The organism is Streptomyces sp. NPDC093109 (assembly GCF_040701725.1).
GTDB lineage: Bacteria > Actinomycetota > Actinomycetes > Streptomycetales > Streptomycetaceae > Streptomyces.
Genome location: NZ_JBFBEZ010000010.1, coordinates 159488 through 176920, shown reverse-complemented (window position 1 = coordinate 176920; position 17433 = coordinate 159488). Strand labels below are relative to the sequence as shown.

Annotated in this window: 18 protein-coding genes; 10 read left to right on the top strand and 8 right to left on the bottom strand. The window is 73.4% G+C overall.

The window, feature by feature from the left end; translation table 11 throughout:
- Positions 1-25 precede the first annotated feature (25 nt).
- Both AB0389_RS13025 and AB0389_RS13020 read right to left on the bottom strand, forming a co-directional pair.
- On the bottom strand, positions 26-1594 hold the full coding sequence (locus AB0389_RS13025; RefSeq protein WP_366395426.1) for a DEAD/DEAH box helicase: 1569 nt from the start codon (positions 1592-1594) through the stop codon (positions 26-28).
- A gap of 171 nt (positions 1595-1765) precedes the next feature.
- Positions 1766-1969, bottom strand: a complete 204-nt coding sequence (locus AB0389_RS13020; protein WP_069779708.1) for a cold-shock protein — start codon at positions 1967-1969, stop codon at positions 1766-1768.
- Positions 1970-2343: 374 nt separating this feature from the next.
- Here AB0389_RS13020 and AB0389_RS13015 point away from each other — a divergent pair, with 374 nt between their 5' ends.
- From AB0389_RS13015 to AB0389_RS12995, 5 genes are all read left to right on the top strand, one after another.
- Entirely contained in the window at positions 2344-2967 is a 624-nt protein-coding gene (locus tag AB0389_RS13015; RefSeq protein WP_366395425.1) for a DUF6629 family protein, read from the top strand.
- A 96-nt stretch (positions 2968-3063) separates the two neighbouring features.
- Positions 3064-3447, top strand: a complete 384-nt coding sequence (locus AB0389_RS13010) for a hypothetical protein (protein WP_366395424.1) — start codon at positions 3064-3066, stop codon at positions 3445-3447.
- Between the two features lie 172 nt (positions 3448-3619).
- Positions 3620-4348 carry a beta-glucanase gene (locus AB0389_RS13005; protein ID WP_366395423.1) on the top strand — a complete coding sequence of 243 codons (729 nt, stop codon included), beginning with the start codon at positions 3620-3622 and terminating at the stop codon, positions 4346-4348.
- 45 nt (positions 4349-4393) lie between these two features.
- The gene (locus AB0389_RS13000) at positions 4394-6262 is read left to right on the top strand and encodes a glycoside hydrolase family 15 protein (RefSeq protein ID WP_366395422.1); all 1869 of its coding nucleotides are present in this window, start codon (positions 4394-4396) and stop codon (positions 6260-6262) included.
- A 196-nt stretch (positions 6263-6458) separates the two neighbouring features.
- Positions 6459-7181: a VOC family protein gene (locus AB0389_RS12995; protein ID WP_366395421.1), complete on the top strand. Its 723-nt coding sequence runs from the start codon at positions 6459-6461 to the stop codon at positions 7179-7181.
- A gap of 34 nt (positions 7182-7215) precedes the next feature.
- Here the strand turns inward: AB0389_RS12995 and AB0389_RS12990 are convergent, their stop codons facing one another.
- Genes AB0389_RS12990 through AB0389_RS12980 form a run of 3 tightly spaced genes read right to left on the bottom strand, consistent with a single transcriptional unit; the run spans position 7216 to position 9787 of the window.
- Positions 7216-7980, bottom strand: a complete 765-nt coding sequence (locus AB0389_RS12990; protein WP_366395420.1) for an amino acid ABC transporter ATP-binding protein — start codon at positions 7978-7980, stop codon at positions 7216-7218.
- Positions 7977-8858 carry an amino acid ABC transporter permease gene (locus tag AB0389_RS12985; protein WP_366395441.1) on the bottom strand — a complete coding sequence of 294 codons (882 nt, stop codon included), beginning with the start codon at positions 8856-8858 and terminating at the stop codon, positions 7977-7979. Before AB0389_RS12985 ends, AB0389_RS12990 begins: the two co-directional genes overlap by 4 nt.
- Positions 8859-8875: 17 nt before the next feature.
- Positions 8876-9787, bottom strand: coding sequence for an ABC transporter substrate-binding protein (locus AB0389_RS12980; protein WP_366395419.1), 912 nt, complete (start codon positions 9785-9787; stop codon positions 8876-8878).
- 235 nt (positions 9788-10022) lie between these two features.
- On the opposite strand from AB0389_RS12980, the gene AB0389_RS12975 reads away from it, so the two are divergent.
- Genes AB0389_RS12975 through AB0389_RS12965 form a run of 3 tightly spaced genes read left to right on the top strand, consistent with a single transcriptional unit; the run spans position 10023 to position 12910 of the window.
- Complete coding sequence (locus tag AB0389_RS12975) at positions 10023-11021, top strand: alpha/beta hydrolase (RefSeq protein ID WP_366395418.1); 999 nt, start codon at positions 10023-10025, stop codon at positions 11019-11021.
- Between the two features lie 39 nt (positions 11022-11060).
- Positions 11061-12086, top strand: a complete 1026-nt coding sequence (locus AB0389_RS12970) for a helix-turn-helix domain-containing protein (RefSeq protein ID WP_366395417.1) — start codon at positions 11061-11063, stop codon at positions 12084-12086.
- Positions 12087-12133: 47 nt separating this feature from the next.
- The gene (locus AB0389_RS12965) at positions 12134-12910 is read left to right on the top strand and encodes a class I SAM-dependent methyltransferase (RefSeq protein WP_366395416.1); all 777 of its coding nucleotides are present in this window, start codon (positions 12134-12136) and stop codon (positions 12908-12910) included.
- Between the two features lie 33 nt (positions 12911-12943).
- Here the strand turns inward: AB0389_RS12965 and AB0389_RS12960 are convergent, their stop codons facing one another.
- The 3 genes from AB0389_RS12960 to AB0389_RS12950 all read right to left on the bottom strand — a co-directional run bounded on the left by AB0389_RS12960 (position 12944) and on the right by AB0389_RS12950 (position 15509).
- Positions 12944-13447 (bottom strand): DUF5954 family protein, encoded by a 504-nt coding sequence (locus AB0389_RS12960; protein WP_366395415.1) that lies wholly within the window; start codon positions 13445-13447, stop codon positions 12944-12946.
- A 59-nt stretch (positions 13448-13506) separates the two neighbouring features.
- On the bottom strand, positions 13507-14832 hold the full coding sequence (locus tag AB0389_RS12955) for a D-arabinono-1,4-lactone oxidase (RefSeq protein WP_366395414.1): 1326 nt from the start codon (positions 14830-14832) through the stop codon (positions 13507-13509).
- A 104-nt stretch (positions 14833-14936) separates the two neighbouring features.
- Positions 14937-15509, bottom strand: a complete 573-nt coding sequence (locus tag AB0389_RS12950) for an NUDIX domain-containing protein (protein ID WP_366395413.1) — start codon at positions 15507-15509, stop codon at positions 14937-14939.
- A gap of 174 nt (positions 15510-15683) precedes the next feature.
- Between AB0389_RS12950 and AB0389_RS12945 the strand changes: the two genes are divergently transcribed.
- Both AB0389_RS12945 and AB0389_RS12940 read left to right on the top strand, forming a co-directional pair.
- Positions 15684-16511 carry a sulfite exporter TauE/SafE family protein gene (locus AB0389_RS12945; RefSeq protein ID WP_366395412.1) on the top strand — a complete coding sequence of 276 codons (828 nt, stop codon included), beginning with the start codon at positions 15684-15686 and terminating at the stop codon, positions 16509-16511.
- A gap of 156 nt (positions 16512-16667) precedes the next feature.
- Positions 16668-17429: a VOC family protein gene (locus AB0389_RS12940; RefSeq protein WP_366395411.1), complete on the top strand. Its 762-nt coding sequence runs from the start codon at positions 16668-16670 to the stop codon at positions 17427-17429.
- Positions 17430-17433 lie beyond the last annotated feature (4 nt).

Here is a 17433-nt window from a genome sequence, read left to right as displayed (position 1 = left end):
GGTGCGGCCTGGTGGCCGCCTCCGGTTACGCGGTGTCGCCGCGCGAGGGCTGACGGGGCGCGCCGCCGGTACGGGGGCTGCCGGAGCCGGTGGAGCGGCGGCCCTGGCCGGAGGAGCGGCCCCGGCCGCGCGACGGGGAGCCGCCGCGCCTGGCGCGCTCGACGACGGGCGCGCTGATGGTGACGGGGACGCCGGAGGGTGCCTGGGCGCCGGTGATACGGCTGAGCTCGGCCTCGCCGGAGCGGACCTGGGTGGTCTGCGGGGTGATGCCGGCGTCGGCCATCAGCCGGGTCATCTCGCGGCGCTGGTTCGGCAGGACGAGCGTCACGACGCTGCCGGACTCGCCCGCTCGGGCGGTGCGTCCGCCGCGGTGCAGATAGTCCTTGTGGTCGCTGGGCGGGTCGACGTTGACGACGAGGTCGAGATTGTCGATGTGGATGCCGCGCGCCGCGACGTTGGTGGCGACCAGCACGGTGACATGGCCGGTCTTGAACTGGGCGAGGGTGCGGGTGCGCTGCGGCTGGGACTTGCCGCCGTGCAGCGCGGCGGCCCGTACTCCGCTGTTCAGCAGGTGCTCGGTGAGCCGGTCGACCGCGTGCTTGGTGTCGAGGAACATCAGCACCCGGCCGTCGCGGGCTGCGATCTCGGTGGTCGTCGCGTACTTGTCGGCGCCGTGCACGTGCAGCACGTGGTGCTCCATCGTGGTCACCGCGCCGGCGGACGGGTCGACGGAGTGCACGACCGGGTCGTGCAGGTAGCGGCGGACCAGCAGGTCGACGTTGCGGTCCAGGGTGGCCGAGAACAGCATCCGCTGGCCTTCGGTGCGCACCTGGTCGAGCAGCGCGGTGACCTGGGGCATGAAGCCCATGTCGGCCATCTGGTCGGCCTCGTCGAGAACGGTGATGGCGACCTGGTCGAGCCGGCAGTCGCCCCGCTCGATGAGGTCCTTGAGGCGGCCGGGGGTGGCCACGACGATCTCGGCGCCGCCGCGCAGCGCGCCGGCCTGGCGGCCGATGGACATGCCGCCCACGACGGTGGCGAGGCGCAGCTTCAGCGACCGGGCGTACGGGGTGAGCGCGTCGGTGACCTGCTGGGCCAGTTCCCGGGTGGGGACCAGCACCAGGGCCAGCGGCTGGCGAGGCTGGGCGCGCTGTCCGGCGGTGCGTACGAGCATGGCCAGGCCGAACGCGAGGGTCTTGCCGGAGCCGGTGCGGCCCCGGCCGAGGACGTCGCGGCCCGCGAGCGAGTTCGGGAGGGTGGCCGCCTGGATGGGGAACGGCTCGGTGACGCCGAGGCTGCTGAGCATCCCGACGAGTTCGGCGGGCATGTCCAGCTCGTCGAAGGCGGTGACCGCGGGCAGTCCCGGGGTGAGGGTGACGGGGAGGGCGAACTCGGTCTTCGGGGAGGCGGGGCGCCGGCCACCGCCGCCGTAGCCGCCGGAACGGCCGCCGCCGCCGGAGCGGCTCGGGGCGCCGGAGCGGCCGGGGGTGCCTGAGCCGAAGCGGGCGCCGGAGCGGCCGGAGCCGGCGGAGCCGGAACCGCCGCCGGAACGGGTTCGGGAGAAGCGGTCGTTCGTGCGTGCTGCGCGGTTCATTCAGAACCTTTCTCGATGGGCACGTATCGAGAATTCCCGGCAGGAAGCCGCACAAAGAATCGCAAGAACGAGCCGTTAAAATACCGGGGATCCGGAATTTAGTGGAAAATGCAAGGAGCTGGGGCCCGCATCACACGGTGCGGGCCCCAGCTGCCTACTGTGCTACGACGATCAGGCGGGAACGATGTTCTCCGCCTGCGGGCCCTTCTGGCCCTGCGTGACGTCGAAAGTCACCTTCTGGCCCTCCTGGAGCTCGCGAAAGCCCTGGGTGGCGATGTTGGAGTAGTGGGCGAAGACGTCGGCGCCGCCGCCGTCCTGCTCAATGAAGCCGAAGCCCTTTTCCGCGTTGAACCACTTGACGGTACCGCTGGCCATGATGATCTCCTTCGGGGCAATGCCCGCAGGTCCGCACTGTGCGGACCTCACGTCGCCGCGATGATTACCCCGTCCGGAAAAAAGTCCGGAAATACAAAAGCGCACCTACCGGCACAGATAGCCAGTAAGAGCACTTGAAGTCTTTGGGAACCACAACTGCAACTGAGATCAACAGTAGCACGGTACGGACGGCGGTGGGCGGCCGTCTTTATCACCCGGCTCGCGGCGGCACCAAATATTCACCGCGCATTGAGGTCAATACCGTGTGCACGCCGTCCCTGGCACGGATTCTCCGCCGTGCCGGACGAAGAATCGGGGGCTCTCGCGGTGTGGTCCGGGCGGTACGCGCGGCCCGGCGCGTACCGTCGTCGGTCATGTGCTGGAGCGCGACGGCCGACCTGGTCGCGGGGGCGGGCATCGCCGCCGTCGGGGTGGCGTGTGTGGCGGGGGTGCGCCGGCCCGGGGAGCTGCCGCTCGCCGCGCTGCCGCTGCTGCTCGGGGCCCATCAGATCGTCGAGTCGGCCGTCTGGCGCGCCGGGGGCGGCCCCGGACCGGCGACCACCGTGTGGGCGGTGATCGCGCTGCCGCTGCTGGCCCTCTGGGTGCCGGTCGCCGTCCTGCTCGCCGCTCCGCCGGGGGCCCGGCGGCGGCTCGCGGTGCCGGTCGCGGCCGGTCTCGCCACGGCGGCGGCGCTCTCGTACGTACTGGCCCACCGGACGGTGACGGCCGAGATCCGGGGGCACACGGTCGGCTACGCCGTCGATCTGCCGTACGCGCCGCTGGTCGTCGTGGGGTATCTGGTCGCGACCGTCGGTTCGCTGCTGCTCGGCGGCGACCGGGCGGTGCGGCTGCTGGGGGTGGTCGTCGCGGCCGGGGCGGCGCTCTGTGCCGTGCTGTGGCGGCTGGAATTCGTCTCCACCTGGTGCGCCCTCGCCGCCGTGGCCTCCGTGCTCCTGCTGCGCGGGGCCCGCCGGCCGGTCCGGAGCGGACCTGGCTGAACACGGCGCGGGAGACGTCCGTATCACTCGGTGCGCCCCGTATCCGTGACGCGGGGACGGCACGCCGGAGTTCCGCCGAGACTCAGAGGATCAGCCATGAATGACCGCAACAACGCCCCGCTCCACGCCCTGCCCGACGGTGAGGCCGAACTGCGGCTGGTGGTCCGGCTGGCGTGGGAGGACGTGGCCGCGCTGGGGCAGGAGGCGAGCCGGCTGGCCGCTCAGGTGAAGCGTCCCGTCAGCCTCGACGAGGCCGCGAGCCACCGGTTGCGGACCCGTTCGGCGGGGCATGCGAAGCCCGTGCAGGACTGGCCGGTCTCGGCGCCGCCCACAGTGTCGTCCATCACCGGCCGCACGCCCGGTGAGCACGCCCGGCAGGCGATCGAGAAGATCACCGGGGACGCCCCGCAGGCGCCCGGACCGGCCCCGGTCCAGGTCCAGACCACCCCGCCGCAGGCTTCCTCGCAGCACTCGGCGTGAGCGGCCGGGCACCCGTCCCCCGTACAGGGGACTGCCCGAACTGACGGCCGACCTGGGTCCGCGGCGCGGCGCCCGCGGGCCCGGCCGGTCCCTTCCTACCCTGTCGGGGCAGACGGGAGCCGGGCTCGGCCCGCTCCCGACACGGCACGGGACCCGGGAAGAGGTACTGCCCATGCGCCAGCAGGGATCCACGGTGCGGGAGTGGCTCGCCCGGTTCGTGCCGCGGGCGCGCACCTGGCCGCCGCCGCCCGCCGTGCCCCGGTTCACCGCCGACTTCGCCTCGGCGGAGCAGTGGGTCGCGGGCCGCTCGTGGGCGTATCCGGGCGGCGGGCCGACCAATCCCGGGGACAACAAGCTCGACCATCTCTCGCCGGACGCGGAGTACAGCCGTACCGGCACCTTCCGCGCGACCCGCCGGCCCGACGGGAACTGGGACACCGGTCTGCTCACCACCGAGGGCAGCCCCGGCGGCTTCACCGTCCGCACCGGGGACATCCTGGAGACCCGGGTACGGCTGCCCGTCGAGGGCGGCGCCTGGCCGGCGATCTGGACGTGGCGGGACGGCGGGAACGAGATCGACGTCTTCGAGTACCACCCCGACCACCCGAACCTGCTGGAGCTCTCCAACCATGTACGGGGCGGCCTGCGTTACTACACGCATCCGTCGATCGCCCCCGGTGCCCGGGTGACGCTGAAGGTCGAGTTCGGCCGGCGGAGCGTCGTCTGGTGGGTCAACGGGGTCCGCGTCTTCGCCGACGGGCGCGGTGTCGGGCGCGACTGGTGCGCGTATCTGATCGTCAATCTGTCGGTCTGCGCGGGCCGCTACCACCCGGCCCCCGACCCGGCCACCACGTCCATGTCGTACGAGGTCGACTATCTGCGGGTGTTCGCCGGGACGTGACCGTCCGGCGTGCGGGCGGCGCGGCGGTGCGCGAGACTCGACGGGATGGAGAGCGACGAGCCCCGCGAGGACTACCTGCCGATCGCCGAGCACGGTCTCATCGGTGATCTCCGGACGGCCGCGCTGGTGGGGACCGACGGGCGCATCGACTGGTTCTGCGTGCCCCGGTTCGACTCCCCCAGCGTCTTCGGGTCGCTGCTGGACGCCCGGCGCGGCGGCTGCTGGGAGATCTGGCCGGTGGGCCAGGCGGCCACCCGCAACCAGTTCTACTTTCCCGACACGAACATCCTGATCACCCGGATGCTGACCGACGACGGGATCGTGGAGATCCAGGACTTCATGCCGATCGTCCGGGACCGGGATCCGGCGCACCGGCAGCGGCTGGTGCGCCGCGTGGTCAATGTGCGGGGCCGGATGCGGCTGGCGGTGCGGGTCGCTCCCCGGCTGAACTACGGGCGCGACCCGCACCGGCTGGAGCGGATCGCGAACGGCGTACGGTTCACCGGCGCGAGCATCGCCCTGTCGCTGCGCTCCTCCGTACCGCTGGAGCCCGACGGTCCCGACGCCCGTGCGGAGTTCGAGCTGTCCGGCGGGGACACGGTCCTCTTCGATCTGGAGACGGACACCGGGAGCGGGACGGGGCCCGGGGCGGCGCTCCCCGGCGCGTGCGCGGTCGATCCGGGCGCCGCCGAGCGGCTGTTCGAGGCCACCGTCACGTTCTGGCGTACCTGGCTGCGGCAGTCCACGTACACCGGACGCTGGCGCGAGACGGTCCACCGCTCGGCGCTGACGCTGAAGCTGCTGACCCATGAGCCGTCGGGCGCGATCGTCGCCGCGCCGACGCTGGGGCTGCCGGAGCGGCTCGGCGGCTCGCGCAACTGGGACTACCGGTACGTGTGGATCCGGGACGCGGCCTTCTCGCTGTACGCGCTGCTGCGGCTGGGGTTCACGCAGGAGGCGCAGGCGTTCATGGACTGGCTGACCGGGCGGCTGCGGGCGGCGACGGACTGCTCGGGGGACCCGCTCCGTGTCATGTACTCGATCGACGGGGACGCGGAGCTGCCCGAGGAGGTGCTGGAGCATCTGGAGGGGTACCGGGGCTCGTCCCCGGTCCGGATCGGCAACGGCGCCAGCGGGCAGCGGCAGCTGGACATCTACGGCGAGCTGATCGACTCGATCTATCTCTTCAACAAGTACGGCGTGGGCATCTCGCACGAGAGCTGGACGGATCTGTGCACCGTCCTGGACTGGCTGCTGGAGCACTGGGACACCGTCGACGCGTCCATCTGGGAGACCAGGGCGGGGCCGCGGAACCACACGTACTCGCGGCTGATGTGCTGGGTGGCGGTGGAGCGGATGATCCGGATGGCGCGGCAGCGCGGGCTGCCGGGCGATCTGGGGCGCTGGACGGCCGTACGCGACCGGATCTACCACCAGATCATGGCGCGCGGCTGGAATCCCGTCGCGCGGACGTTCGTCCAGCAGCTGGCCGACGCCGACGCGGACGGGCCGCCCGCGGACATCCTCGACGCGTCCCTGCTGCTGATGCCGATGGTGAAGTTCGTGTCGCCGGTCGATCCGCGGTTCCGCTCGACGGTCGACGCCATCGCCGGACGGCTGGTCGCGGACAGCCTGGTGTTCCGCTACGACCCGGAGCAGTCCCCGGACGGGCTGGAGGGCACCGAAGGCACGTTCTCCATCTGTTCGTTCTGGTGGGTGGAGGCGCTGGCGCGGACGGGCGAGGTGGAACAGGCGCGGCTCGCGCTGGAGAAGATGTTCACCTACGCCAATCACGTGGGCCTTTACGCCGAGCAGATCGGTCTGACCGGCGAGCATCTGGGGAACTTCCCGCAGGCGTTCACCCATCTGGCGCTGATCAGTTCGGCGATCAATCTGGACCGCGCGATGGGCTGAGGGCGCGGGGGCCGGCGCGCGCCCCGGCACGCGCCCCGTCGTACGCCGAGGTGCGCGGCGCGGTCCGGCGGGGAAGCATGGCTCCCGGGGGACCGGCCGGCCGGGACTGTCCGCGCGCCGGCGAGCACGGAGGTGGACGAGAGCCATGCCGGCGTCATCCCACGCGATTTATGGTGCCCCGTGCTGGGTGAGTCTGATGGCCCGTGATCTCCGGGCGTCCCAGGCGTTCTACTCGGCCGTGCTCGGCTGGACGTACCGGCCCACGGAGCTGGGCGAGGACTTCTCGGTCGCGGTCTCGGGCCGGTCGGCGGTCGCGGGCATCGGGGCGCTCGCGTCGAGCCTCCAGGCCGCGGTGGCGTGGACTCCGTACTTCGCGGTCGCCGACGCGGACACGACGGCGGCGCGGATCCGGGAGCGCGGGGCCACCGTCGCGGTGGGGCCGCTGGCGATGACGGTGGGGCGCGCGACACTGGCCGCCGACCCGGACGGCGCGGTGTTCGGTTTCTGGGAGGGCCGGACGATCGTCGGCTGGTCGGTGGGGCGGAGCAGCGCGCCGGCCCGGCTCGAACTGCGGACCAGGGACGCGTTCTCCGCGGCCATCTTCTACGGCGAGGTGCTCGCCTGGGGTTCGGGCGATCCCGGCAGCTGCGAGGTGGCGTACGAGGACGACCAGGTGCTGGTGCGCGACCGTACGCACACGGTGGCGGCGCTGCGCGGCGGAGCGGTGGAGAGCGCGCCCGATCCGCAGGTACGGCCGCGCTGGCATGTGTACTTCCGGGTGCCCGACGTGGGCGCGGCGGCCGGTGCGGCGGCGGACGCCGGGGGCGCGGTGGTGGCCGCCCCTTCGGAGTCGGGTGCCGGGTACGAGGCGACGCTGCGCGATCCGGACGGCGGGCTGTTCACCGTGACCGCGCCCTGACCGCGTTCGCCGGTCCGGCGCCGGAAGCCGCTTCTCAGAGCCGGCCCGCCTCGACGATCCGGCGCAGGAACCGCTGGGTGCGTTCGCGCCGGGGAGCGCCGAACACCTCCTCGGGTGTGCCGCGTTCCAGCACCACGCCGGCGTCCAGGAAGCAGACCTGGTCGGCGACCTCGCGGGCGAAGCCCATCTCGTGGGTGGCCAGCACCATCGTCATGCCCTCGTCCTTGAGGTCCCGGACGACCGAGAGCACCTCGCCGACGAGTTCGGGGTCGAGCGCGGCGGTGATCTCGTCGAGGAGCAGCAGTCGGGGGCGTACCGCGAGGGCCCGTACGATCGCGGCGCGCTGCTGCTGGCCGCCGCTGAGCCGGTCCGGGTACTCGTCCGCCTTGTCGCCGAGGCCGAGCCGCGCCAGCAGTTCGCGGGCGCGCTCCTCGGCCTCCGCGCGCGGGACGCCGAGGACGCGGCGCGGTGCGAGGGTGACGTTCCGCAGGACCGTCATGTGCGGGAAGAGGTTGTACGACTGGAAGACGACGCCGATCCTGCGGCGCACGGCGTCGGGGTCGGTGCGCGGGTCGGTGATCTCCTCGCCGTCGAGGAAGACCGCGCCGTCGTCGATCTCCTCCAGCAGGTTGGCGCAGCGCAGCAGGGTCGATTTCCCGGAGCCCGAGGCGCCGATCAGCGCGGTGACGGTGTGCGCGGGCACGTCGAGGGTGACGTCGCGCAGGACGACCCGGTCGCGGCCGAATGTCTTCCGTACGGATTCCATCCGCAGTACAGGAGCGGCGTCCTCGGCGGTCATACGGTTCCTCCCTGGGCGCGGCGCCGGTCGGTGCGGGCGGTGACCCAGTCCGTGAAGCGGGTCATCGGGATCGTCAGGGCGACGAAGACGAGGCCGGCGATCACGTACGGCGTGTAGTTGAAGTACTTCCCGGCGATGATCTGGGCCGCGTACACGGCGTCCACGGCGCCGGCGATGGAGACCAGGCCGGTGTCCTTCTGGAGCGACACCAGGTCGTTGAGGAGCGGCGGTACGACGCGCCGTACCGCCTGCGGGAGCACCACGTACCGCAGGGTTCCGGCGTGGGAGAGGCCGAGCGAGCGTGCCGCCGCCCGCTGGGAGGGGTGGACGGATTCGATGCCGGCCCGGAAGACCTCGGCGACGTACGCGGAGTAGGTCAGCACCAGCGCGGCGCCGCCGAGCAGGACGGGGTCCGTGGTGACGCCCTGGAGACGCAGTGCGGGCACTCCGAAGACGACCATCAGCAGGCAGATGATCAGGGGCAGTCCGCGGAAGAAGTCGATGTACGCGGTGGCCAGCGCGCGGACCGGGAAGAGGGCCGGGCCGCGCAGGGTGCGGGCGACGGCGAGCAGCAGGCCGAGGAGCAGGACGCAGGCGCCGCAGACCGCGAGCAGCCGCAGGTTGAGCAGGAGTCCGTCGAGGACGAGGGGCAGCGCCATGCGGGCGTACTCGGCGCTGAGGAAGGTCTCGCGGGTGCGCTGCCAGCCGGGCGAGCCGGTGATGACGGCGAAGAGGACGGCGCCGGTGACCAGGGTGGAGAGCGCGGCGACGGCGGTGGCGCGGCGGGCCCGGGCGCGCTTGTACCGCTCGCGGGCGAGGCGCCGTTCGGAGGGGGTGTACGAGGCGTCCGGGTCGGGGTCGCCCTTGAGGGGGTCCATGGGGACGGAGAGGGAGGTCACTTGAGTACCGGCACGTCCACGGCGTCCGTGAGCCAGGTCTTCTCCAGCGCGGCGAGGGTGCCGTCCGCGCGGAGCCCCTCGACGGCGCGGGTGACGCAGGGGGTGAGCCGGCTGTCCTTGTCGAGGACGAGTCCGAACTGCTCGGCGGCGCCCGGGGTTTGCACGAACTGGCCGACGACCTCGGCGTCCGTCACCTCGGCCGAGGTGATGTAGAAGGCCGTGGGCAGATCGACGACGATCGCGTCGACCTGGCCGTTGCGCAGCGCGGACTTGGCGAAGTCGTTCTTCTGGAAGACGGCGGGCCGCTGCTTCGGCTCGATGGTCGCGTCGATGAGGTCGAGGCTGGTGGAGCCGACCTGTGCGCCGAGTCTGGCGCCCTTGAGGTCGGCGATGGTCCTCGCCTTGGCGTACGGGGACTTCTTGAGGGCGACGACGGCGGGGCGGACGTCGTAGTAGCCGGCGGAGAAGTCCACGGCCTTCTTGCGTGCGTCGCTGATGGAAACTTGATTGATGTCGAAGTCGAAACTCTTCTCGCCGGGGGCGACGGAGTTGTTGAACGGGACGGTCCGCCAGACGACTTGGTCCTTCGCGTAGCCGAGCGCCTCGGCCACGGCGTACGCGACGGCCGATTCGAAGCCCTTGCCGTTCGCCGGGTCGTCGTCCTGGAACCAGGGCGCGTAGGCGGGCTTGTCGGTGCCGACCGTGAGCTTCCCCTTCGCCTCGGTGGGCAGGGCGCCCGGGTCGCAGGACTCCGCGGCGGTGGAGCCGGACGCTCCGGAGCCGGTGCCCGAGCCGGTGCCCGAGCCGGCGCCGGAGGGCGGCGAACTCTCCTGCGGGGCGCACCCGGTGGCGGCGGTGAGGGTGAGGACGAAGAGCGCGGGGAGAAGGCTCCGGACGGTGTTTCGCATGGCGGGAGAGTGGCATCGTACGGGGGTATTTGTCGAGATCAGGGCGTTGCGATCAGATGAATTCGGACGGGCCCGCGCAGGGCGGTCCTGGTGCGTCCGGGCATCAGGAGCCGGTACGCGGCACCCGCCGGGCGGCGGGGCATCCCCGCCGCCCGGCGCTACTGGAGCGGCGGGCCCCCGGGGCACGATGGCGGCACCGGTCACAGGGACGTGACCGCGATCCGAGGGAGAGCCCATGTCCACCACCGCGTCCTCCGGCACCCCCGACGTCAGGACAGGCCCGCCCGTACCGTTCGATCCGGAACTGGCCGCCGCGCTCGGTGTCGTCCAGGAGCGGCTCGGGGAGGCTCTGAACCTCGACAACATCCAGGCCCTGCGGGAGGGTGCCGCCCTGGTGTTCGACGACGGGCTGTGGGAGGACGGCGCGTTCGACGTCCAGGAGCGTACGGTGGCGGGCCCGCCCGGCGAGCCGGACATCTCCCTGCTGATCTGCCGTCCTTCGGGGGCCACGGCGGCGCTGCCGGCGATCTACAACATCCACGGCGGCGGCATGGTCATGGGGGACAACCGGACCGGCATCGAGGGGCCGCTCGGCTGGGCACGTGAGCTGAACCTGGTCGTGGTGTCGGTGGAGTACCGGCTGGCCCCCGAGCATCCGTATCCGGCCCCGGTGGAGGATTCCTACGCGGGTCTGGTGTGGATCCATGAGCACGCCGGTGAGCTGGGGATCGACCCCGGTCGGATCGTGGTGGCCGGCGGCAGCGCGGGCGGCGGTCTTGCCGCGGCGGTGGCCCTGCTGGCCCGCGACCGGAAGGGTCCTGAGCTGCTGGGGCAGATGCTGATGTGCCCGATGCTCGACGACCGTAACGACACGCCCTCCAGCGTGCAGATGGCGGGCCTGGGGGTGTGGGACCGGGCGGCCAACCACATCGGGTGGACGGCTCTGCTGGGTGAGGCCCGGGGCGGCCCGGACGTCTCGCCGTACGCGGCTCCGGCGCGTGCCACGGATCTCTCGGGGCTGCCCCCGGCGTTCATCGATGTCGGGTCGGCGGAGACGTTCCGGGACGAGGACGTGGCGTACGCGAGCCGGCTGTGGCAGGCGGGCGGCCGGGCGGAGCTGCATGTGTGGCCGGGCGGTTTCCACGGCTTCGAGATGATGGCGCCGCAGGCGGCGCTCTCGCAGGATGCCCGGGAGGCCCCGCTGCGGTGGCTGCGCAGGCTGCTGGGCGTCTGACGGCTTGGCACCGGCGGCCCGGGGACGCAGGATGAACGGGTGAAGGAGCTGGCGGGAAGACTCGCGGCGCTCGACCCCGACGCGGGTGCGGCGCTCCAGGTGATCACGTACTTCGACCGGCTGGTCGAGGACCGGGCGACCCTGGAGGCGCTGGTGCGCGGCGCGGCGGTGCTCTCGGGCCGGCCCGCCCGGCTGGTGGACGAGGAGCACGGCGTACGGATCCGGGTCACCCCCGACGGGGTACGGGCCGACGGCGCGGGGCCCGCCGAGGCCGGGTGGATGTCGGCGCCGCTGGTGCCCGGCGGTCCTGCCGCGGTGTGGCTGGAGGTCGCGGGGCCGCCGGACGGGGTGCGCGCGATGGTGCTGGAGCGGACCGCTGCCGCCGCCCGGGTGGCCCTGGACCGGACCCGGGGGCGGGCGCCGGCGGGCGGTCAGGACGCCGATCCGGCCGCGGTGGAGGTCCTGCTGGACGCGGCGGCCCCGGAGCGGGCCAGGCACCGGGCGGCCGGGCGGCTCGGGCTGCGGGACACGTCCCTGGCCCGCGCGGTGGCGCGGGCGGGCGGCGCGGGCGGGCCGGCCGCGTCGGTCGAGGCCGTGCCGGCGCACGGGCCGGGGCCCCACCCGCTGCCGGACGGTGGCCCTCGCGCGGGGGTGGGGCCCGCCGTGGCCGTCTCCGAACTGCCCGCGTCCTGGGCGGCGGCGCGCACCGCCCTGCGGTTCACCGGTGAGGGCACCGAGCGGGATCCGGGGCCCCGGACGGTGTACGCGGAGGAGCTGGGCGGGCTGGCCCTGCTGGCCGGCGCGGTCGGCCCGGGGACTGCGCCCATCTCCGATGTCCGCGCCCTGGAGCGGGCCTTCGCCGCGGCGCCCTGGGCGGGTATCACCCTCCATACGGTGGCGTTCGCGCCGAGTCTGCGGGCGGCGGCCACCCAGCTGAACCTGCACCACTCGACACTCCAGGACCGGCTGTCCCAGGCGGAGCCCTGGCTCGGCTGGCCCGTCCACGATCCGTACGGCCGGCTGCGGCTGCAACTGGCGCTCGTGGTGTGGCGTCTGCACCGGTGACGAAGCCGGGCGGGAAGGGGCCGGGCGGGGTGGGTAGGGTGGCGCCGGTGTTCACCCCTCAGGGCCCGACCCTTCGCGAACTCGCCGTCCAGGCCTTCTCGTCCATCGAGGACGGCTACGACCTGCTGGCGCCGAAGTTCGACCACACGCCGTTCCGGACGCCGGACCGGGTGCTGGACGCGGTGGTGCGGACCGTGGAGCCGCTCGGTCCGTTCCGTACCGGGCTCGACATCTGCTGCGGCACCGGCGCGGGGGTGGGCGCGCTGCGCCGGCTGTGCACGGAGCGGGTCGTGGGGGTCGACTTCAGCGCGGGGATGCTCGCCACCGCCAGGAGCACGGCTTCCAGCGGTCCGGACGGCCTCGTCGGCCCGGAAGGTCCTGACGGCCCGGTCGGCCCGGCCGGCCCGGCGGTGGACTGGGTACGGGCCGACGCGCGCGCTCTGCCGTTCGCGTCCGCCTTCGATCTGGCCGTGAGCTTCGGGGCGTTCGGCCACTTCCTGCCCGCCGAGCGGCCCGCCCTCTTCGCGCGGGCGCACGCGGCGCTGCGGCCGGGCGGGCGGTTCGTCTTCCCGCTGCCGGCCCCGCCCCGGGTCGGCTCGGCGCTCTACTGGTCGCTGTGGGGCTTCGACACGGCGATGCGGGTGCGCAACGCGCTGTGGCACCCCCGATTCGTCATGTACTACCGCACGTTCCGGCTCACGGACGTACGGGCCGAGCTGGCGGCTGCCGGGTTCACGACGGAGCTGCTCCCGGCGGCGGATCTCGGCCTGCTGCCCGGCGGCGCGCCACGCTGCGTACTGGTGGTGGCGCGCCGGGCCGGCTGAGCCGGCCGGACAGCCCGGGGCGGGGCGGGGCCGTCAGTCGTCGTCCGCGGTCAGCGCCGGGCCCGATCCACGCGGCTCCGGGCGCTCGTCGAGCAGATCGGGGAACTCCCGGTCGCGGGGCTGCGGCGGCTGGGGGCCGTGGCCGGTCATGATGACGGTCTGCTCGATCCGTACCACCCGGAACACGTCGTCCGCGATGATCACCTGGTCCGCGCCGCGCACCACAGCCTCGGCCGCGCGCGCGTAGCGCGGCCCCAGCTCGCCGCCGATCTCCGCCCGTACGAGCAGGACGTCCCGCAGGTCCGCCCGTGCCTCCGCCACGAGGGGAACGGCCGGAAAGAGCTGCCGCCAGCCCCGGTCCTCGTGGAGCATCGCGGAGTACGCCGTGTAGTGCGAGACCGACATCCGGTCCCAGTCGGGGCCGTCGAGGCTGAACTCCTTGCGCAGTGCCTCCTCCCGCTGTCCCAGCTCCAGCAGCCGCCGGGCGGCCGCTTCGTCGAATACCTCGTCCGCCGCGTCTTCAGGATTCACGCTCACCCGGCCCACCTTGCCGCACCCGGACGGCCCACGAAGGTCATATGGCGGGAGCTTCGGGTTCAGATCCCGCCATATTGCGGGAACTGGCGCCGCAGCCAGTCGTTGCGGAACACGCCGCGCGGATCGAGCCGCACCGCGAGTGCCCCGAAGTCGTCGTAGCGCTCGTAGAGTTGGGCGAGGCGCTCGGGCCCCATGGTGAACAGTTTTCCCCAGTGCGGGCGGACGGCGAACGGTGCCAGTGCCTCCTCGATGGCGTCGAGGACCGGGGTCACCGCCGCGGTGACCGGGAGCCAGGTGAAGTGGAACGCCACCGAGTCGCGGCCGTACGCGGGGCTGAGCCACTGGTCGTCGGCGGCGACGGTGCGTATCTCCCCGATCCGGAGCACCGGCGCGATCCGGTCCCTGATCCGGGCCAGCGCGTCGAAGGCCGCGGCACCGTCCCGCCGGGCGACGAAGTACTCGCTCTGCAGCTCGTCGCCGCTGCTGGGGGCGGACTCGGCCCGGAAGTGCGGCAGCCGCGCGTGCCACGGTCCCGGCACCCCCGCCTGCCGGGTGCAGTGGGCCGGGTCCATACCGGGTACGGGGTGGCGGGGGCCGGCCGCGGGCGTGGCGCCGAACCAGTCGGCGGGCGGCGCGGGCGTCGGTCCTGGGTCGCCGGTGCGCTGCTTGAGCCAGACCTGCTCCATCCGGTCGTCGCGCCAGCCGGTGAAGAGGCTCACGCTGTAGGCGGCGGAGAGGATGGCGTCGAAGTGCTCCCGCAGCCGTGCGTAGGGCAGGTCCTCGTACACCCACTGGGCGATGTCGTAGGCGGGGACGAGATCGAGGGTCATCCGGGTGACGACGCCCAGCGCGCCGAGCGAGACCACGGCCCCGCCGAAGTCGGCGTCGCCGCGGGCGAGGACGAGCGGTTCCCCGTCGGCGGTGATCAGCTCCAGCGCGCGGACCGCCGAGGCGAGGGTGCCGTTGCCGGTCCCCGAGCCGTGGGTTCCGGTGGCGCAGGCGCCGGCGACGGAGATGTGCGGCAGCGAGCCGAGGTTGTGCAGGGCCAGCCCGGCCCGGTGTACGGCTCCGGTGAACTCGGCGAATCTCAGGCCCGCACCGACCGTGACCGTGGCGGCCCCGGCGTCGATCTCCACGACCGGGGGCAGTCCGGCCACCGAGACGAGATCGCCGTCGGTGTCGGCGATCGTGCTGAAGGAGTGTCCGCTGCCGAGCACCCGCACCGCGCGGCTCCCGGCGACGGTCTTCCGCAGCTCCGCCACGGAGGCGGGGGTGTGGAAGCGGGCCGCGCGGAAGGTGACGTTGCCCGCCCAGTTCCGTACGGCCCGGGGTGTGGCCGGGGCGTCGCCGGCGGAGGTCTCGGGCTGCCCGGGCGGGTGGGTCACGGGGTTCTCCTTGGCCGGATCGGGGCGTGGTGATCACGTCGGGACGTGGTGACCATGCCCACCGCGGCGCTTCCTATCCGGACCGGCCCCGGGGACGTCCGCCGTCAGCCCGCCGCCGTGAGGAGCGCCTCCACCCGGTGGAGCGCCTCGCGGACATTGGCTTCCGTGGTGGCGCGGCGGGCCTCGGCCGGGGTCATCCAGCGCAGCGGGGCCTCGGGCTTCTCGGGCCGTGCCCGGTCGGGTTCCGCGGTGGCCAGGACATAGCGGAGATCGGCGTGCTCGTGCGCGGGTTCGCCACCGCCGGCGGGGACCGGGACGACCACCGCCTGGAGGACGGTGGCGGCCGAGGGGTCCGGATACGGGACGAGGTCGACGAGTCCGGTCTCCTCGCGGGCCTCCCGGAGCGCCACGCCGAGGGGGGCGGTCTCGCCCGGGTCGCCGTGGCCGCCGACCTGGATCCAGGAGCGCAGCCCCGGGTGGTAGCGCATCAGCACGCGTCCGGTGCCGGGGTGCACGACCAGGGCGGAGGCCGTCACATGCAGGGGGATCGAACGCAGCCAGGGGTCTTCGGCGCCCGCCACGAGCGCGCGGATCCGGTCGACGTCGGCGGCCTCGGCCGCGTCCCGTGCCCCGTATCCGGACAGCGTCTCGGCGATCGGTCGGCCCACGGCCCGCATGTGTCTCTCCCCACGGTGAACTCATGGATCCGGCCGGTCGGCGGGCCTGACCCGGCGCGATGGTCGCGCGGCAGGCAGGAGACTACGGATCGCGCCGGCCGCTGTCCTCCGGTTTTCCGCGGGTCGACCCCTCGTCCGGGGGCGCGCGGGGGACGGCATAGCATCGGCCGTCGCATGGACATCACATGGTGGGGATTCGTCGCGCTCGCCGCGGCCGCGACACTCGTCGGTTTCTCGAAGACCGCGGTCAGCGGCGCGAACACGGTCAGTCTGGCCGTGTTCGCCGCCGTGCTGCCCGCGCGCGAGTCGACGGGGGTGCTGCTGCCGATCCTGATCGCGGGCGATGTGTTCGCCGTGCTCACCTACCGGCGGCACGCGCACTGGCCGACGCTGTGGCGGCTGTTCCCGGCGGTCGCCGCGGGGGTCGTGGCGGGCACGGTGTTCCTGGTCTGGGCCGACGACGCGGCGGTACGCACCTCGATCGGCGCGATCCTGCTGCTGATGGCCGGGGTCACGGTGTGGCGGCGGCGCGCCGCGCGCCTGGCGGAGCGGGCCGCCGAGGCCGCGGACGCGGACTCCGCCGGAACGACGGACGCGGACTCCGGTCCGGCGGCGGGCGCGGACTCCGGGGACTCCGGGACGCGTACGGGGCGGCTCAAGGCGCGGTCGTACGGGGTGCTCGGCGGGTTCACGACGATGGTCGCCAACGCGGGCGGGCCCGTCATGTCGCTCTATCTGCTCTCGGCGGGCTTCAGGAAGCTCGGCTTCCTGGGCACCTCCGCGTGGTTCTTCCTGATCGTCAACACCACCAAGCTGCCGTTCAGCGTGGGCCTCGGGCTGATCGACGGCCCTTCGCTGCTGCTGGACGCGGCGCTGGTGCTCTTCGTCATACCCGGAGCGCTCCTCGGCAAGGTGCTGGTGAACCGCATCAACCAGCGGCTCTTCGAGCGGCTCGTGATCGGGGCGACCGTCCTCGGCGGGCTCCAACTCCTGCTGCGCTGACCCCGCACACCGCCCGAAGAAGATCGCGGTTCACCGGAGTATGTACCCCGAACAGCGGTAATACGTACCGGGGAAGACGTGTCGGACGAGGGTGGAGTGAGCGGTGTGGAGCGGGACAAAAGAGATTCGCGGTCGGTGGCGGGAGCTCCATGCTGGGTGACACTCCTCTCGCGTGAACTGCCCGCGGCCCAGGGCTTCTACGGAGATGTGCTGGGCTGGTCCTACCGGCCCGCCGGGCTGGGCGACGACTTCTGTGTGGCGCTCTCCGGCGGGCTGCCGGTCGCCGGGATCGGCGCGCTGGCCGCCTCCCTCCAGGTCGCCGTCGCGTGGACGCCGTACTTCGCGGTGCCCGATGTGGATGTGGCCGCGGCGCGGATCAGGGAGCGCGGCGCGACCGTGGCGGTGGGGCCGCTGGCCTTCCACTCCGGCCGGGCGGCCCTGGCCATGGACCCCGACGGCGCCGCGTTCGGTATCTGGGAGGGCGCGGTGCGGTCCGACTGGACCGTGGGGCGCGGCAGCGCGCCTGCCTGGCTGGAGCTGCGGACCCGGGACACCGATGACGCGGCCCGCTTCTACGGACAGGTCCTGGGCTGGTCCACCGAGGCCGGGACCGGGGCGGGGACACCGGAGGAGGACGGTCTCACGCTGGCGCGCGAGGACGGCCACGCGGTGCTGCGCCAGGACGAGCAGGTCGTCGCCAGGATCCGCGACGGCGCCGTACAGGCCACGGCCGATCCGGGGCTCCGGCCGCGTTGGCATGTCTACTTCCGGGTGCCGGAGGTGGCGGGATCCGTCGCCGCCGCGCTGAAGGGCGGGGGCGGGCTGGTCCCCCCGTCGGACACGACCGACGCGCCGAGCGCGTCCGAGGCGACGCTGCGTGATCCGGACGGCGCCCTGTTCACCGTGACGACCGCCTGAGCGG

What these genes read in the sequence shown, in the direction of transcription:
- AB0389_RS12990 (WP_366395420.1), bottom strand. Translation starts at nt 7,980, where the DNA reads ATGACCGCCGAGGACGCCGCTCCTGTACTGCGGATGGAATCCGTACGG.
- AB0389_RS13025 (WP_366395426.1), bottom strand. Translation starts at nt 1,594, where the DNA reads ATGAACCGCGCAGCACGCACGAACGACCGCTTCTCCCGAACCCGTTCC.
- AB0389_RS13010 (WP_366395424.1), top strand. Translation starts at nt 3,064, where the DNA reads ATGAATGACCGCAACAACGCCCCGCTCCACGCCCTGCCCGACGGTGAG.
- AB0389_RS13020 (WP_069779708.1), bottom strand. Translation starts at nt 1,969, where the DNA reads ATGGCCAGCGGTACCGTCAAGTGGTTCAACGCGGAAAAGGGCTTCGGC.
- AB0389_RS13005 (WP_366395423.1), top strand. Translation starts at nt 3,620, where the DNA reads ATGCGCCAGCAGGGATCCACGGTGCGGGAGTGGCTCGCCCGGTTCGTG.
- AB0389_RS13015 (WP_366395425.1), top strand. Translation starts at nt 2,344, where the DNA reads ATGTGCTGGAGCGCGACGGCCGACCTGGTCGCGGGGGCGGGCATCGCC.
- AB0389_RS12975 (WP_366395418.1), top strand. Translation starts at nt 10,023, where the DNA reads ATGTCCACCACCGCGTCCTCCGGCACCCCCGACGTCAGGACAGGCCCG.
- AB0389_RS12950 (WP_366395413.1), bottom strand. Translation starts at nt 15,509, where the DNA reads ATGCGGGCCGTGGGCCGACCGATCGCCGAGACGCTGTCCGGATACGGG.
- AB0389_RS13000 (WP_366395422.1), top strand. Translation starts at nt 4,394, where the DNA reads ATGGAGAGCGACGAGCCCCGCGAGGACTACCTGCCGATCGCCGAGCAC.
- AB0389_RS12985 (WP_366395441.1), bottom strand. Translation starts at nt 8,858, where the DNA reads ATGGACCCCCTCAAGGGCGACCCCGACCCGGACGCCTCGTACACCCCC.
- AB0389_RS12945 (WP_366395412.1), top strand. Translation starts at nt 15,684, where the DNA reads ATGGACATCACATGGTGGGGATTCGTCGCGCTCGCCGCGGCCGCGACA.
- AB0389_RS12995 (WP_366395421.1), top strand. Translation starts at nt 6,459, where the DNA reads ATGGCCCGTGATCTCCGGGCGTCCCAGGCGTTCTACTCGGCCGTGCTC.
- AB0389_RS12980 (WP_366395419.1), bottom strand. Translation starts at nt 9,787, where the DNA reads ATGCGAAACACCGTCCGGAGCCTTCTCCCCGCGCTCTTCGTCCTCACC.